Annotated in this window: 11 protein-coding genes; 7 read left to right on the forward strand and 4 right to left on the reverse strand. The window is 56.1% G+C overall.

The genetic code is table 11. The annotated features are described in order from the left end of the window. The first annotated feature begins 397 nt into the window (after nucleotides 1-397). Nucleotides 398-2,986, forward strand: a complete 2,589-nt coding sequence (locus THTE_RS07900; protein WP_168175810.1) for a tetratricopeptide repeat protein — start codon at nucleotides 398-400, stop codon at nucleotides 2,984-2,986. Nucleotides 2,987-3,193: 207 nt separating this feature from the next. On the opposite strand, the gene THTE_RS07905 is transcribed toward THTE_RS07900, so the two are convergent. The 3 genes from THTE_RS07905 to THTE_RS07915 form a co-directional block, all read right to left on the reverse strand. Beyond that, entirely contained in the window at nucleotides 3,194-3,655 is a 462-nt protein-coding gene (locus THTE_RS07905; protein ID WP_095414920.1) for a carboxypeptidase-like regulatory domain-containing protein, read from the reverse strand. A 286-nt stretch (nucleotides 3,656-3,941) separates the two neighbouring features. Further along, nucleotides 3,942-4,610 (reverse strand): IS630 family transposase, encoded by a 669-nt coding sequence (locus THTE_RS07910; RefSeq protein ID WP_157731922.1) that lies wholly within the window; start codon nucleotides 4,608-4,610, stop codon nucleotides 3,942-3,944. Continuing rightward, nucleotides 4,607-5,077, reverse strand: a complete 471-nt coding sequence (locus THTE_RS07915) for a helix-turn-helix domain-containing protein (RefSeq protein WP_157731745.1) — start codon at nucleotides 5,075-5,077, stop codon at nucleotides 4,607-4,609. Before THTE_RS07915 ends, THTE_RS07910 begins: the two co-directional genes overlap by 4 nt. Before the next feature lie 110 nt (nucleotides 5,078-5,187). On the opposite strand from THTE_RS07915, the gene THTE_RS07920 reads away from it, so the two are divergent. Together THTE_RS07920 and THTE_RS07925 are read left to right on the forward strand one after the other, a co-directional pair. Beyond that, nucleotides 5,188-6,306 (forward strand): DUF1559 domain-containing protein, encoded by a 1,119-nt coding sequence (locus tag THTE_RS07920; protein ID WP_095414922.1) that lies wholly within the window; start codon nucleotides 5,188-5,190, stop codon nucleotides 6,304-6,306. Between the two features lie 207 nt (nucleotides 6,307-6,513). Then, entirely contained in the window at nucleotides 6,514-7,965 is a 1,452-nt protein-coding gene (locus THTE_RS07925) for an FG-GAP repeat domain-containing protein (protein ID WP_095414923.1), read from the forward strand. 2 nt (nucleotides 7,966-7,967) lie between these two features. On the opposite strand, the gene THTE_RS07930 is transcribed toward THTE_RS07925, so the two are convergent. Then, a complete protein-coding gene (locus THTE_RS07930; protein WP_095414924.1) occupies nucleotides 7,968-9,992 on the reverse strand; it encodes a c-type cytochrome in 2,025 nt (674 codons plus the stop codon). A 436-nt stretch (nucleotides 9,993-10,428) separates the two neighbouring features. Here THTE_RS07930 and THTE_RS07935 point away from each other — a divergent pair, with 436 nt between their 5' ends. The 4 genes from THTE_RS07935 to nrfD all read left to right on the forward strand — a co-directional run bounded on the left by THTE_RS07935 (nucleotide 10,429) and on the right by nrfD (nucleotide 15,064). Continuing rightward, entirely contained in the window at nucleotides 10,429-11,871 is a 1,443-nt protein-coding gene (locus THTE_RS07935; RefSeq protein ID WP_095414925.1) for a sulfatase-like hydrolase/transferase, read from the forward strand. A gap of 448 nt (nucleotides 11,872-12,319) precedes the next feature. Then, a complete protein-coding gene (locus tag THTE_RS07940) occupies nucleotides 12,320-12,850 on the forward strand; it encodes an RrF2 family transcriptional regulator (RefSeq protein ID WP_095414926.1) in 531 nt (176 codons plus the stop codon). Further along, nucleotides 12,831-13,736 carry a 4Fe-4S dicluster domain-containing protein gene (locus THTE_RS07945; RefSeq protein WP_095414927.1) on the forward strand — a complete coding sequence of 302 codons (906 nt, stop codon included), beginning with the start codon at nucleotides 12,831-12,833 and terminating at the stop codon, nucleotides 13,734-13,736. The genes THTE_RS07940 and THTE_RS07945 overlap by 20 nt, the downstream gene beginning before the upstream one ends. A 53-nt stretch (nucleotides 13,737-13,789) precedes the next feature. Next, nucleotides 13,790-15,064 carry an NrfD/PsrC family molybdoenzyme membrane anchor subunit gene (gene nrfD, locus THTE_RS07950; RefSeq protein WP_095414928.1) on the forward strand — a complete coding sequence of 425 codons (1,275 nt, stop codon included), beginning with the start codon at nucleotides 13,790-13,792 and terminating at the stop codon, nucleotides 15,062-15,064. The last annotated feature ends 4 nt before the right edge of the window (nucleotides 15,065-15,068 follow it).

Genomic DNA, 15,068 nt, shown 5'->3' on the forward strand with positions numbered 1-15,068 from the left:
GGAGAACCATCGCTGCGGAAAAAACTTCGGTCGCGAAGCATAGCAGGTGTGAGATGCATGGTCACCAGCCGTGATCCACGACTTACTGGTTCGCTTGCTCTTTTGTGACGTCACTCCATAGAATCTTTTGAGTGCGGCGAGAATAGGCGACACAAAACGTCTGCGGCCAGTGGGGTGTCAAGTTTCACCCGCGTCAGGTGAGCAGGATACCGTGGATATGCTCAGGAAGGTACTTGTCCCTTTTTGGTGCTGCACGCTCTTTTGGTTAGGCTGTTCAGACAACAGGGATCAGCTTCCCATTGCGGACAAATACTCGGCACCGGCTGCGAAAAGTACACACGAGAGGTCCAACGATGAGGGGAGAAATGGGGCGGCCGGGTCTGGTCGTTCCCGGTTGATGTTTTCCAAAACGCTGCGGGAAATCCTCGTAGGAAGGTTAGCTTCAACCGATTCCGATGCTCTGCCACTTGACACGGCCTGGACAGCAGTCGCCGCGCAACTTCACGAAAGCGTACCTGGGGCCGACGGTGCCCAGCTAACCATCGACTATCCTCTCGATGGTTCAATCTTCCCGCCCGAAATTGTGCCGCCAACGATCCTTTGGCATGACGAGACGCCCGGGGTAGACTCCTGGTTGGTAGCGTTTGTCCTGGCCGACGGCAGGTCCTGGCTGGGCGCTTTAGTGCCCGGTGACTCACCTCCAGAAGGTGAAATCGACCCCCGGTGTGTTACCGAGACGAATGAGATTTACCGGGGAACACCCTATCAGCAAACGGCAAAGGCCTGGACGGTTCACAAGCAGGTGTGGGAAATAGTCAAACGACGCTCCGTAGAAGTTCCGTATCAACTGCAGATTGTGGGGTTTTCCAGTGCAAATCCCACACGGGTTCTTTCCTTCGGGAGCATAACGTGTGTGACATCCAAAGACCCGGTAGGTGCTCCGATCTTTTACCGGGATGTCCCCCTTGCCCCGTCGCAGACGGAACGCGGCGTCATCAAGCCCCTCAGCGAAGCCTTTCTCCCGCTAATCGCGTGGAGGTTGCGTGATATTTCACAACCGGAAAGCCGGTTGGTTTTGACGGGACTGCTAACCTGCGCGAATTGCCATTCTTTCTCCACAGATGGAAAAACGCTGGGTATGGACGTGGATGGGCCTGCCGGGGATAAAGGCGCCTACGCCATCGTTCCGATAAAGAAGGAGACGGTCATCGAGCAAAAAGACATCATCAGTTGGAACTCATTTGAAGGTAAACCGCCGGGCCAGAAAACCATTGGATTCCTTTCGCAGGTCTCGCCAGATGGACGCTATGTCATCACGACTTTGAATGAGTCGGTTTACGTTCAGAATTTTGCCGACTATCGTTTCCTTCAGGTTTTTTATCCTACTCGGGGAATACTCGGGTATTACGACCGGGAGACGAAGCAGATCAAACCGCTGCCCGGAGCCGATGATCCTCGATATGTGCACTGTGATCCGGTGTGGACTCCCGATGGGCAGACAATCATTTTTGCCCGCGCGGAGGCTCGAGATCCTTATCCGCCGGGTTACCGCCCTGCTGCTCGGGCAAATGATCCTAACGAACCTCAGATTCAGTACAGTCTGTATCGCATTCCGTTTCGAAACGGCCAGGGCGGAGTGCCTGAGCCGATTCCTGGGGCGTCTCACAACGGAATGAGCAATACCTTCCCCAAGGTATCGCCCGATGGCAGGTGGATTGTTTTTGTGAAATGTCGGAACGGTCAACTTCTGCGCCCCGACAGTGAACTGTGGATTGTTCCCACCAGTGGTGGTGAGGCCCGGCGAATGCGGTGTAATACCAGTCTGATGAACTCCTGGCACAGCTTCTCACCAAATGGCCGCTGGCTGGTTTTTTCTTCGAAGGTCAACACCCCGTACACACAGATGTTTCTCACGCACATTGACGAGAACGGTAACGACAGCCCACCGATTTTGATTCCCAATTCGACGGCCGCTAACCGTGCGGTCAATCTCCCGGAATTTGTGAACCGCCCGTATGAAGAATTTGTCGCCATTCGTGTTCCTGCCACTGAGTATCTCGAGATCGGCATGCAGGGGATCAAACTGTATGAACAGGGCCGACTGGACGAGGCTTTGCAGCGGTTCGAGTTGGCCCTCCAAAAACAGCCGGACTACCTCGAAGCTTACGTGAGCATCGCAGTCATTCTGATGGATCAGGGACGGTGGGAAGAAGCCATTCCAAAGCTGGAAAAGGCGTTGGATCTTGATCCCAATTGCTGGTTTGCCCACGCTAATCTGGGCATTATTAGAGAAAGACAGGGGCGTAAAGCGGAAGCTCTGTCGCACTTCCGCAAGGCTGTGGAATTAATGCCGACCAACCTCAACGCGAGGTTGAATCTCGGCCGCGCACTCGCCGAGGCAGGATCGCTCCAGGAGGCAATCACACAATTTGAAGCGGCGACCAAATTGGCTCCTAATTATGGACCGGCCCATTTGAATCTCGGGAATGCCTATCTTGAGCTCGGAAAGTACGAGGAAGCGGCAACCGCCTACATGCGTGCATTGGAACTGGAGCCTTCACTGATTGATGCACGGCTGGGACTGGCCGAGGCCTTGGCCCGGTCGGGGAAATATCCGGAAGCCCGAGCTGAGTTTGAACGTGCCCTATCGGAAGCCAAAGGCGATCCGTACTGTCAATCGCTGGTCGCCCTCTTTCTGGCGACATGTCCCGACGACGCCATTCGCGATGGGCCGCGCGCCAAAGTGCTTGCAGAAGCCGCCAGTGAGGCCACCAATCATGCCGATCCAGTCTGTCTGCGGAGTCTGGCGGCGGCCTGGGCAGAACTAGGTGATTGGGAAAATGCTCTCAAAACGATAGACCAGGCCATTCAGCACTGCACAAGAAGTGACGCACAACTTGCCAACGAGTTGCAGAAATACCGGGAGGATTTTCTCCAGAAAAAGCCAGTTCGTCGGCCGGCCGCGGCCAAAATCCCCAGCGGGTGATTCTCCCAGCTTGCTGGGTCAGGCCCGGAAGGCTGAGCGCCCTCAGCCTGTAATGAGGCCATAAAACGGCTTTCTGTCCTTCCTACGGGCTCAAACTTTGACGCATCGGCCGTGCGCGGAGGAGATAGCGGCGAATCCACGCCGAGAGCGATGCAGCCCACCCGAGATTCTCGCTGCTACAGGCGGCCTGGCCGCAGTGGCATTTCTTCAATCGGTAAGTTCGAACTTGAGTTCGACCGGCCCCGGTTCCTTGATTTCTGCTTTCAAACCGGAGGTAGCCGCCACCTTGTATTTCGGCGGAAGCAGGTCCTTGGAAACACGTTTGTCCGGCTCGACCCCACCGGTGTTCTGCGGATTCTCCGGTGGTGGTTCGCCTTCCAGAATGGTTTTTGAAATGGCCACATTGTAAGTTCCGGGAATAGCTCCATCACCGGGATCGAAGGTCGTCAGCGTGAACTTCCCTGAAGCGTCCGTTTTGCCCACTGCTCCGCGGCCGTTAGGATCTGTGGACACCAACATGACGAGAGCCCCCTCGACCGGTTGCCCGTTGTAGAGGACCACCCCATTCACCTTGACCGTCTTCGGCCGGTTTGCCGACGTCTTACCACATCCAAACACCAAAAGAGCCCCGATCACAGAAAGCAACAGACAAGACCTTGGAAAACGCATGGCTCACACCTCCTCACGGAACCTGACTGCGAAACGAGTGTTTATCACACCGGGGATTATACTTCGCTTACGCGCGAGAACGCAACGTGCCAGTAGTGAGTGGTATCATTCAACCATACTGTGGGGTAAAAGCCGGGAGGACAAAAAGATGTGTTCACTTACCAATTTGTTGCGGAGGTGTGGCCTGGATGCTAGAATTACGGTCGCTCCACAGGGGGTTTGCGAAAAACTCGTACCGTGCTCTTCGCGTCCGTTTCGGTTCTTTCTGTGACACGCTAGTGCTCCGTCACAGGATAATTTTGGGATAAACAGACTTCAGTTTGCAGCGGGCATCTTCCGCGGTCATTTGCCAGTCGACACCCCGCTGCCGAGCGTTTAGGTCTCCCGACCACGCCGCAATTTCCTCCTGAAGAAGACGTAACTCTCCCACACGACGCCCCGCTAGACACTGCCGGGTCAAACAGCTCAACTCGCACTCCGCCACGTTCAGCCAACTGCCGTGTTTCGGCGTGTAAACAAACTCAATGCGACGAACGTACTGACGAGCCCGCTCCGCTGGGAACACCTCGTAAAACGCCCCTTTCGTGTGCGTGTTCAGGTTGTCGCAGATCAGCGTGATCCGCTCACAGTCCGCGTAACGCCCGTCCAAAAGCGCCGCCACCTCCGTGGCCCAGTCACTCTTCGTCCGACGTTCCCGCGCCGTTGCCTGACGCCAACCGACCAAGGGCTCGCAAAACAGGAAGATCGCCGCCGTCCCCGCTCGTTCATACTCGTAATCCACTCGCTGGGCATGCCCTCTCGTCGCCGGAATCGGACGCCGCACTTCCTTCACCAACTGCACCGGCTGCTCATCCATGCAAACGACCGGATGCAACGGATCATATGGCCGACAATACACCTCCAGCACCTCTTCCATCTGAGCGGCAAACTCCGCATCCGCCTCCGGCGGTATCACCCAGTACTGAATCTTCCGCGCCGTGATCTCGTTTTTTTTAGCGCCCGGCGTACTGTCTCGTGGCTGATCGATTCCACCACTTTCAGTTCCACCAACCGACGGGCCAGGAGGCGAAGCGTCCACTGACCGTAACCCGCAGGCGGCGGCCCCAAACGGGTGGCAATGATTTTCGCTTCCACCTCCCCATCCAGAATCTTGTTCGCTGGTGGCCCCGACCGGCTCTTCCCTTCCAGCGTCTCCTCAAAACCCCGTTCCACAAAACGCTGACGAATCTTCTCCACCGTCTGTCGCCGACACCCGAACGCTTCGGCAATCTGTTGGTCCGTCCAGGCCGGACCGTCCGCGTCCGCCTTCAGCAGAATCTGAGCGCGACGGACCTTCTGGCTGGTCCCCTTCAGCTTGCGAATGACCTCCTGGCATTTCTGACGTTCTTCCTCGGTCAGCCGGACAATATACTTCTTTCGCATGGCAACCCTCCTTGGCAAAAGGGAACGGAAACGACCACCCATCCTATCCCATCCCACCCACCCAAGACAATCCCAAAATTTTCCTGTGACGGAGCACTAGGAGGTGACCTATGCGAAGGTTGGTCAAGCTGAAGGCGTTTACGCTCGTCGAATTGCTCGTAGTGATTGCCATTATTGGCATTCTCATCGCGCTGCTATTACCAGCGGTGCAGGCGGCCCGGGAGGCAGCGAGGCGTTCCCAGTGCACCAACAATTTGAAGCAACTGTCTCTGGCGGCGCACAATTACGCAGACGTCCACAAGATGCTACCCCCGGGGGAAATTGGCACGGGTATCATGTGGGGCGGTGACCCGGTGAATACCAATACGGAGCGTTTGTCCACGTGGGTCTTGCTCCTGCCCTTTTATGAACAGCAGGCGCTTTACCAGCAAATCAGCGGGCCGCTAAACGTGGGAGGCACTGTGTTACCGGCATGGGGTCGTGATCCATCCACCAACACGCCAGGGGATCCAGCTAATAGCCGGTTTTATCCACCCTGGACCACGCAGATTGACGTCCTTTTGTGCCCGTCCGACGGTAAGGTGAGGCAAAAAGGAGTCAACGATCAAGGCCGTACAAACTACCGCACATCGGTGGGTGATTCCATTTATCGTGGATGGGCGCGGGATGGTAACTCTCAAACGTGTCGTGGGCTGTTCGGTCTTCGTCAGGGCGTTCCTTTCGCGGCGATCACCGACGGCACCAGCAACACGGTCATGTTCTCCGAACGGTTGTTCGGCGGTAACGCAAATTTGATCAAAGAGGGGATGGCCACCAATGTGACCAGCCTGAATCCCAACGCCGCCGTTGCCCCCGCGGAATGCCTGCAAACCAGGAATCCTGCCCGTCCCAACGAGTACCTGACGGGGACCTATGGCACGGCCAACTGGTCAGGACGACGCTGGGCAAGCGGCATTCCCCAGTATACACGGTTTAACACCGTGCTGCCGCCCAACAATCCCTCTTGCAACGACAGCACTTGGGATGAGCGGAACGCTGTCATCACGGCGACCAGCAATCACCCAGGAGGTGTGAACGTGGCGATGGCGGATGCTTCCGTTCGCTTCATCTCGGAAACTATCAACGCCGGTGACCCCACGTTGATCGAGGTCCAATCAGGACCCAGCCCCTACGGGGTATGGGGAGCTTTGGGGAGCAAGGACGGCGGCGAATCGGTCCAAGCCCCGTGATCTGACCGTCTCGGCTGCTGAAATCAAAGTTTCTTATACGTGAAGACAGCGCTGAAATCCCTGAGATTCCAGAGCGCGTGGGGGATCTGCGTTAGCATATCCCTCACGCTTGTTTTTTGTGGGGCAACAGGTTGTGGCAGGAAAGTTCCGCTCAATGCTCGTGCCATTACGGGGCCGGCCCGCTCGCAGCCCGAAAGTCTTGCGGAAGTGGAGGAGCACATCCGGAGGTTCTGCGGCGATTGCCATGCTGTACCGCAGCCGGAGTCTTTTCCCCGCGATCGCTGGGCGGAGGAAGTTCGAATCGGCTATCAGCAATACGTCCGTTCAGGACGCGATGACCTGACCCCACCGCCAATCGCAGAAGTTGTCGACTACTACCGCAAACGGGCGCCGGACAAGCTGGTCTTTCATCTTCCCCAAGATTCGGCGCAGAACCTGCCCTTGTCATTTCGTCGGGAAGATGTGGATTGGGAGGAACGGCCTCGTGTGGCACCGGCGGTTTCGGGGCTTGCCTACCACAAGCTTCCAGGTAGCGATCAGCCCTGGCTGGTTATTTCAGACATGGCCACCGGCACAATCACGGCTTTGAACATAAGGTCACGACAATCGCGCGTCCTTGCCAGGCTTCAATTCCCCTGCCGGATTGAGCCCTGCGACCTGGAAGGCAATGGGCGAGTTGGATTCGTGGTTGCCGAATTAGGTAGCTTTTTTGCAATGGATCACCACGATGGGAAGGTGATCTGGTTGCGTCCAGAAGAAATGGGACTGCAATTTCGGGTGATTCCGCTCGCTGAAGGTCTGGGTCGCGTGGCCGATGTGAGAGTTGCCGATTTTGATTGCGATGGCGACCCGGACGTTCTAGTGGCAGAATTCGGGCACTATCGCACGGGTGGAATTCTGCTGCTGGAAAACGAGACTACCAAAGAGGGACAGCTTCGTTTTGTTCCACATCGCCTTGATCATCGCCCCGGAACCATCCACATCCCAGTAACGGATTTGAATGCCGATGGTCGGCCCGATTTTGTCGCGCTAATCAGTAATGAGTGGGAGGCAGTCGAATGGTTCGTCAACTTGGGAAATAATCGATTTCTCTGTCGTCCCCTCTGGCGGGGACCGGACCTGACGTTCGGTTCCAGTGGGCTGGAACTGGTGGATCTCGACGGAGACGGCGATACTGACATTTTGTTCACCAACGGAGACAGCTTCGATAACCTCTACGCGAATCCGTCTCACGGAGTGCAGTGGCTGGAAAATCGAAACTCCGAGTCGCCCGAAGGTTTTCACTACCATCGACTTCTGGATTGGCCTGGTGCCTATCGCGCTGTGACGGGAGACCTCGATGGGGACGGTGACCTGGATATCGTTGCCTCGGCCTGGCTACCGAAAAGCGTTCGGCCGCAGGAGTTGCAGCGGATGGAAATACCTTCCCTGATCATTTTGGAACAGAAACCCGGGCCGACGTTTAGCTGCCATATTGTCGATAGGAGCTGGCCGCAATTTCCGATTCTGCTGCTTGCGGATTTGGACGAGGACGGCGATCTTGATATCGTTGCTGGCCGACATTCCGGCCTCGACGGCGGGGCCTCTGACGTGGCTGCTCCGCTTTGTGTGTACTGGAATGAAATGAAATCTGTTGCGGGATCTCCTGGAAAGCACTGAATTCAATCTTGTCCATTCATCGCGGGACTGGAAGAAACGTAGGCCGGTGACCACGCAAGTGATTCGGCATGAAGCCACCGTTCGTAGTTGGTCATATACGATGCCGGTCGCATCCGCAGACTCTGGCAGAATATGACAAGCGCAGTCGCTTGATCAGGCGGAGCACTCAAACAGGCAGGATGGGCAGTGCCGGGCATTCCCAGCCGAATTCTTAAATAGAGTTCCGCGAAACTCTCCCCGCCCTTAAATGAATCGTGGCGAAGATTTCGCGGTGGATTCGGAAATCCCCAGTCGTCCCAAAGGGCCAGATCGCAATAATTCGCTCCTTCCACTCCGTGGCAGTTGGAACAACCCAGCTCATGGTAGGCAGCTTGGCCGCGCGCCAGTAATTCCTCGGAAAATTTCGGCGCAAGAGGAATGGCCACTCTTGGGCCGGGAGTGCTCTGAATTTCGGCCACAGACCTGAGTTCTTCGGGGGAAATTTCCTCGTCAAGTTTTTGATACTCTTCCAACAGGCGATCCTGAACCCCCTCACGCCGCATTTTGATAACAAGTTGAGCAAGGCCGAAAAGTTCCTGGGGAGAAAGCTCGTCGAAACCCCGCATGCTGGTCCCAGGCATTCCGTAGCGAATAACAATCGCGATATCCTCCACGCTGGGAATGGCATTTTCAGTACTTACAATACGGAAGAAGTCGCGGCGAAGATTGCGGGGCCTCGGAAATAAAAACCGCGATGCCACGCCATCACCATTTCCTTTTTCTCCATGGCAGGAAGCACAAAACCGAGCGTAGAGGTCCTCGGGTGTTCGGGAATCGCCGAACTTTCGATCCTGAGATGGGGTCCGCTCATTCTCGCGAGCAACCAAGAACGACGCTGCATGTCCCGCAGTGGACTCCCCGGCATCTTCTGTCTGCTGCTGAATCGGTCCCAAAACGCCCATCGAACTTCGGAGCTGGGATTCTTGACGGCGACATAGCTCGCGGAAGAGTTGATCGGCGCGCTCCATGAGCTGGAGCCCGACGATGGCGCTGCCGGATAGCCCTTCCGCAAGGGCCGCCGTATGGAGGAGTGCTCGATCCGATGTGTGATGATAATCAATGTGGCGGAGCCATTGCCGTGCCTGTGCCGCACAGCCCAATTCGAGCTCGAGTTCCGCTATCTCGCGAATCAACTCTGGAGAGGCGAAGAGCTGTCCGACATCAGATCGCAGAATGGCCAGCGCTGTTTCCCAATCACCGTTGGAGCGCAAAGCCCGCGCAAAACAGGCGTTGGCAAGATCGCTTTGGGGAAGGGATTCATACCACTGCTGACTTACCGCGAGCACCTCGCCCCACCGATCCTGCTGCTCCAGCAATTCACACAGCGCAAGCAGGGCTAGCTCATGATGGGGTTCCAGAGCCAGCGCTTTGCGATAGGCATTTTCTGCTTGGACGAGGTCTCCCCGGTGCTGGTGATAAACACCCTCCATGTAAATGACATTCGGATCATTCAACCTGTCCGCCCGCCACGCAGTCAGAACCCGCTCCGCCTCCTCAAAGTGTTTCCTGGCAATAGCTCCGTATATGAAAGCCTCCGCCACCTGGTTTGGATCGTAACCCTGGGCGATGAGGTCTCCCACATCGTTCCCCTTGCCAGGCGTTAAACGACCTGCCTGGATCAGCGCGAGACGCTGTTCCTGCTCAATGAGACCGGAAGGTGCACCCAAACGCTTGGCCTGTGAAATTGCCTCGCCGAACGCCTGCGGTTGATTCAGGCGGCGGTAGAGTGTGGCCCGGAGAAGGAAAACACGCCCATCGCGTGGCGCAAGTTTTTCCGCCCGATCGAGCCATTGTTTCGCAGATGTCACCTGGCCTTGCCGAATCGCTTCTGCGGCACGGCGGCGTGCGTCGGCGGCCAGGGCTCCAGGCAGAAAAATCACGCCTGCAATCGCAACCACCACACTGAAAAGCCCGACAACCAACGCAATTTGCCAATGTGCTTTCAGGTGCTCGCTCAATGTGCGAAAACGCAAACGTGCATTCGTCACGGCGGCTCTCGACTCGAAACGTCCCACCAGAAATATGGCCAGGAAGCCGAAGAATGATTCATCTTGGAAACTTGGTTGACTTTGTAAACGTCCTTAGCAGATTTTAGGCTGACAATCCGGTGAGCAGAAGCTCTTTCCTCGCAATCATCGCTGAAAAGTATACGTCGTTAACTGTTTGGATGGCATCCAGTCACGGCACATGGCGGCTGGGAAGATCAAGGATTTGCGATGACACTTCTATCAAGTCGGGCTGAGGCATTGGGGAACTCTCCGTCAAAAAACAGCGATCGTAGAGACTCCCAGGTTGGCGGACAGCATCGACCAGACGTGGAGGTCTTTCCGAAACCCGTGCGCCCATAAGGTCGGGAGTTATAAATACTTTGGCGTGGCGTTAACAGTGAGATCGCGTGGTCTTGTCTGGGAATGGAGGTGTAATATGCACGTGCCGAAGATGAAGATAGTGTGGGGTCTGGTTGCTTCTGCCGCGATAGTGGGGGCACTGAGCATCCGCTGCAGCGTCCTGGCTGGTGAAACGGAGGATGAAGCCTCGCGGCCCAATTTTCTCTTCATCCTGGCAGACGATCTGGGATGGGGTGATCTCAGTTGCTATGGAAATCGCCAGTTTCGTACCCCCAACCTGGACAGGCTTGCACGGGAGGGCATTCTTTTTACCCAGTACTACCAGGCGGGATCGGTGTGTTCTCCCACCCGGGCAGCCCTGATGACGGGGCGTTATCCGGCGGAATTGCGGATTCATGGTCATCTGGCCACGCCCGAGCAAAACGCTGCCCGAGATATGCCAAATTATCTGGACCCGCAAGTCCCCACGTTGCCCAGGCTCTTGAAAGCGGCGGGTTACACAACGATCCACGTGGGTAAATGGCACCTGGGGCGTCCGCCCGCGGCGGGGAGCGGGTTGGAAGTATATGGTTTCGACGTGGCCCGATGGATCGATTGTCAGGAGGGCGGTAGAAATCTTTGGAGTGTGGAGGAACGGCCGGTTGCGGCCAGGGAACTTGTTGACGCCACAATCGAGGCCCTGCGAGGCGTTTCTGGAAAACCCTTTTACTGCCAGTTGTGGCTTAATGATCCCCACGCTCCTTTGGCACCTTCACCGGCGCAAATGGCGCCGTTTCGCCGTCGGGTGCCCGACGGATTCACCAGTCCCTTTATGGTCTATGCGGCCACCGTCGTGGAAATGGATCGCCAAATAGGGCGGCTCCTCGCTGCGCTCGACGAGCTCAGCCTGACGCGAAACACGGTGGTTATTTTCTCCTCTGATAACGGACCGGAGGATATTGATATCGCAAACGCCTCGTGGTCGGCTTATGGCAGTGCAGGACCGCTTCGCGGTCGCAAGAGGAGCCTTTACGAAGGCGGCATCCGGGTACCGTTCATTGTGCGCTGGCCCGCTAAAGTTCCCGCTGGCCTTGTGAATAATACCACCGTCGTTTGCGGTGTCGACTTGCTGCCCACGCTGTGCGAGTTGGCCGGAGTGAGTTTGCCCGCCGAGGTGAAAGCAGCCTGCCGCGGCGAAAGCATGGCCCAGGCCTTCTGCGGGGACAAGAATGTTCAGAGGAGCGGAACGCTCTTCTGGGAGTGGCGATTCCGAATATTCAATCACCCCTGGAATCGGAGTCCAATCCTTGCCGTGCGCGAAGGACCGTACAAGCTTCTATTTAATCCGGATGGCTCACGAGTCGAGCTCTACGACATTCCTCGTGATCCCGGCGAGTACAACAATGTTGCCCCAGAGCACCCCGACGTCGTCCAGCAACTCATGAAAAAAGGGATCGCGTGGCAGAAGTCCCTCCCTCCCGGGCGGTTCGATAAAGAAGCGGGACGGGCTGATTATCCCTGGCCGCAAGAGCAGGATTGAAACGAGACGGACGCGGTCGGCTTCGCACGCTGCGGAACGCACCGTGGCACGTGGCCTGGAGTGCTTGACCGGCCGTCGCGGAAGTCACACGTAACGCGTTATTGTGGGCGAATGCCCGAAGCGTAAAAGAAAGTTCGGGCATTCGTCATTTCTTGTTGGTTGCCGACACACCTTGTTGTTCATGAACAGCCGAGCGTGACTTTCCAACAGGACCACCCCGTCGCCGGCTGTGCCCGATGGTAGCCGATTCCGTAAGGCAAACCACTTGAGCGGTTCCATATTCATCCGGTGTCTCGTCGGCCATAAAAGATCAAACGCGTGCGGCGTTGGACCGGTTATTTTTGCCAAAGGAAATAGACAGAAATTCTTTTAAGATGTCTGTGTCAGAAAAATTGTTGACCTGAATGTCAGAAAGGTATATACTTGAGCACGATGGAGGGATACTGGGATGCTCGCGCTCTCTCAAACGACTGGCTACGCGGTACTGGCGCTGGGGTGTTTGAGCCGCACCCCGGATTCGTATGTTTTGGCCAAAGATATCGCCAGGTGCACCGGTATTCCCTGGGCTTATCTGTCAAAGGTCTTACACACTCTGGAAAAGCACGGCATTGTCGAATCGCGCCGGGGCTATCGCGGCGGCTTCAAGCTCCGGCGTCCGGCCGAGCAGGTCACTTTGGAAGATATCGCGGCGGTTCTGGAGAGACAATGGCCACCCCGGTGCCTGCTGGGTTTTCAAGATTGCCAGGGCGAACGGAATTGCCCATTCCATGATTTCTGGCAGCGCGAGCGTGAGGTCATTCGGGAAAAGCTCCGCAGCACCACGCTTGCAGATTTGACAGCCTCTTCCCCGGTGATTGGGCAGGTGCATTTGGAATGGTGTGACTGCGCGACATTGCAGTCCCCCAGGAGAAGCCGCCAGCGCAAAACAAGTGGTTCAACAAGAGAGAGGAGAAAAAGCGATGGGAGCTACTCGCCGTGAGTTTCTGGAAGCCGGAGCCATCATTGGGGCCGGTGCTGCCGTCGCAGCGACAGCCGCAGTAACGGCCCGGCTTGACCACCGGACGACCGACCCGGTGGGGGAAGAGACGGTTCGCCACATTGACGTGCTTCCCAGTGTTAAGCCATCACCCGAGGAAGATGTTCTCATCCGCATGCAGCGGGACCTGGCCCGCGCTATGGCCAAGCCTATGGAGCAGCGGCGGTGGGTGATGATCATCGACACGCGCAAGTGTGTGGGATGTCATGCGTGCACCGTGGGCTGTGTGGCTGAAAATCATCTTCCGCCAGGGGTAGTCTATCGTCCCGTCGTCACTGAAGAGTATGGGGAATATCCGCATGTTCAGATGCGTTTTTTTCCGCGGCCCTGCATGCAATGTGACGTACCACCCTGCGTGCCAGTTTGCCCAGTTCATGCCACGTGGAAACGCCCGGACGGCGTCGTTGTAGTCAATTATGACCGGTGCATCGGATGCGGTTACTGCATCACGGCCTGTCCTTACAACGCCCGTTCACGGGACCTGGGAGAATACTGGCTGGACGGAGCTGCGGAAGCGGACACTCCCAGTGAACTCCCCATTCTTGGGCAAAACGCACCCTGGGAAAAAATTGCCTCCAATGAGTACGCCAAGTCATGGGATCGGACTAAAGGTTCGCCTCTTGGAAACGCCCGCAAGTGCCACTTTTGCTTGCATCGTTTAGAAGTGGGCCAGCTTCCCATGTGCGTCACCACCTGCATCGGACGAGCGACATATTTTGGCGATGCCAACGATCCTGACTCCCTGGTCAGTGAGTTGATGGCAGCTCCAAATGTTATTCGGCTTCTGGAACATCTGGGAACAGAACCGCGCGTACGCTATTTGATTTGATCAAGGCGACACCAGGTATCCAATAACGCAATAGCTACTGAGTGAGGGATGCCATGCAAAAAGAAAGTGCACGACTTCTCGGCGTGAGGATTTTCCAGGTGCTCGTAATAATTGCCTGGATTTTCTTTGCAGTGCTCGGACTACAGGGAATCGCCGAGCGCTTGTGGCATGGGCATCATGCAGCCAATTACGGGAGCTATGTGGTGTGGGGATTGTGGGTCTCGGCCTACATTTATTTCATCGGTCTATCTGCGGGAGCTTTTCTTCTGTCCTCTTTGATCTATGTTTTCGATTTCAAGCAACTGGAAAACCTCGGGCGATTGTCGCTATTCGTCGCGATAGTGACCCTATTTATGGCACTTCTCTCTATTTGGTTCGACCTTGGGCGCATGGACCGATTTTACAACGTCTTTTTGTACCCAAATTTTACTTCCATGATGGCATGGATGGTGTGGCTGTACACCATTTATACGATCATTATGATTCTGGAACTGTGGTTTTCTTTGCGGCCTGACCTTGCGCGAATGCAATCGGTTGGCGGAATTAAGGGTATGATAGCCCGGGCTCTCGCGTTTTCTCGCGGGCCGCTGTCCCCGGAGCAGGAGGAGCGGTGTCTGCATTATCTTCGGATTTTAGCCATCACCGGAGTACCTCTCGCGATTACGTTTCACGGTGGCGTGGGCGCGCTTTTCAGTACCCTGGCGGCACGCCCCTTCTGGCACACGCCGCTGATGCCGATCCTGTTTCTGACGGGCGCGCTTGTGTCTGGAGGGGCCTTGATGACATTTATTGTGGCAGCATTCTGGAAAAACGGGGACGCTGAATATCGGGAAATGCTCACGCTTCTGGGAAAGGTCGTCCTAGGGCTCCTCATTTTTGACGTGGTGCTGGAATGGGCAGAATACTCGATCCCGATGTGGTACGGGGTGGGACATGAGGTCGATCTATTGAATAAAGTGCTGTTTGGCGAATTTTGGTGGGTATTCTGGATTATTCACCTGGGACTGGGAACGCTTGTGCCTCTGCTGCTATTGGTCTTTGGTGGTAATCGTCCCGCGGCGGTGGGGCTGGCAGGTCTCCTCATCGCCGTCACATTCATGACGGTGCGTTTGAATATCGTCATTCCAGGACTGATTGTGCCCCATGTCCGTGGCCTGGAGTCTGCCTACGTGCATCCTCGACTGGTCTTCCATTATGTGCCGAGCTTTTTCGAATGGAAAGTTACGTTTTTCGTTGTGGCCGTGGGGATGACGCTATTCTTCCTGGGTTATTGGTTATTGCCGCTTATACCGGTAAAAGACAAACAGAATCTTCAGGCTGCGGCGTAACAGT

It is taken from the genome of Thermogutta terrifontis (genome assembly GCF_002277955.1).
Classification (GTDB): domain Bacteria; phylum Planctomycetota; class Planctomycetia; order Pirellulales; family Thermoguttaceae; genus Thermogutta; species Thermogutta terrifontis.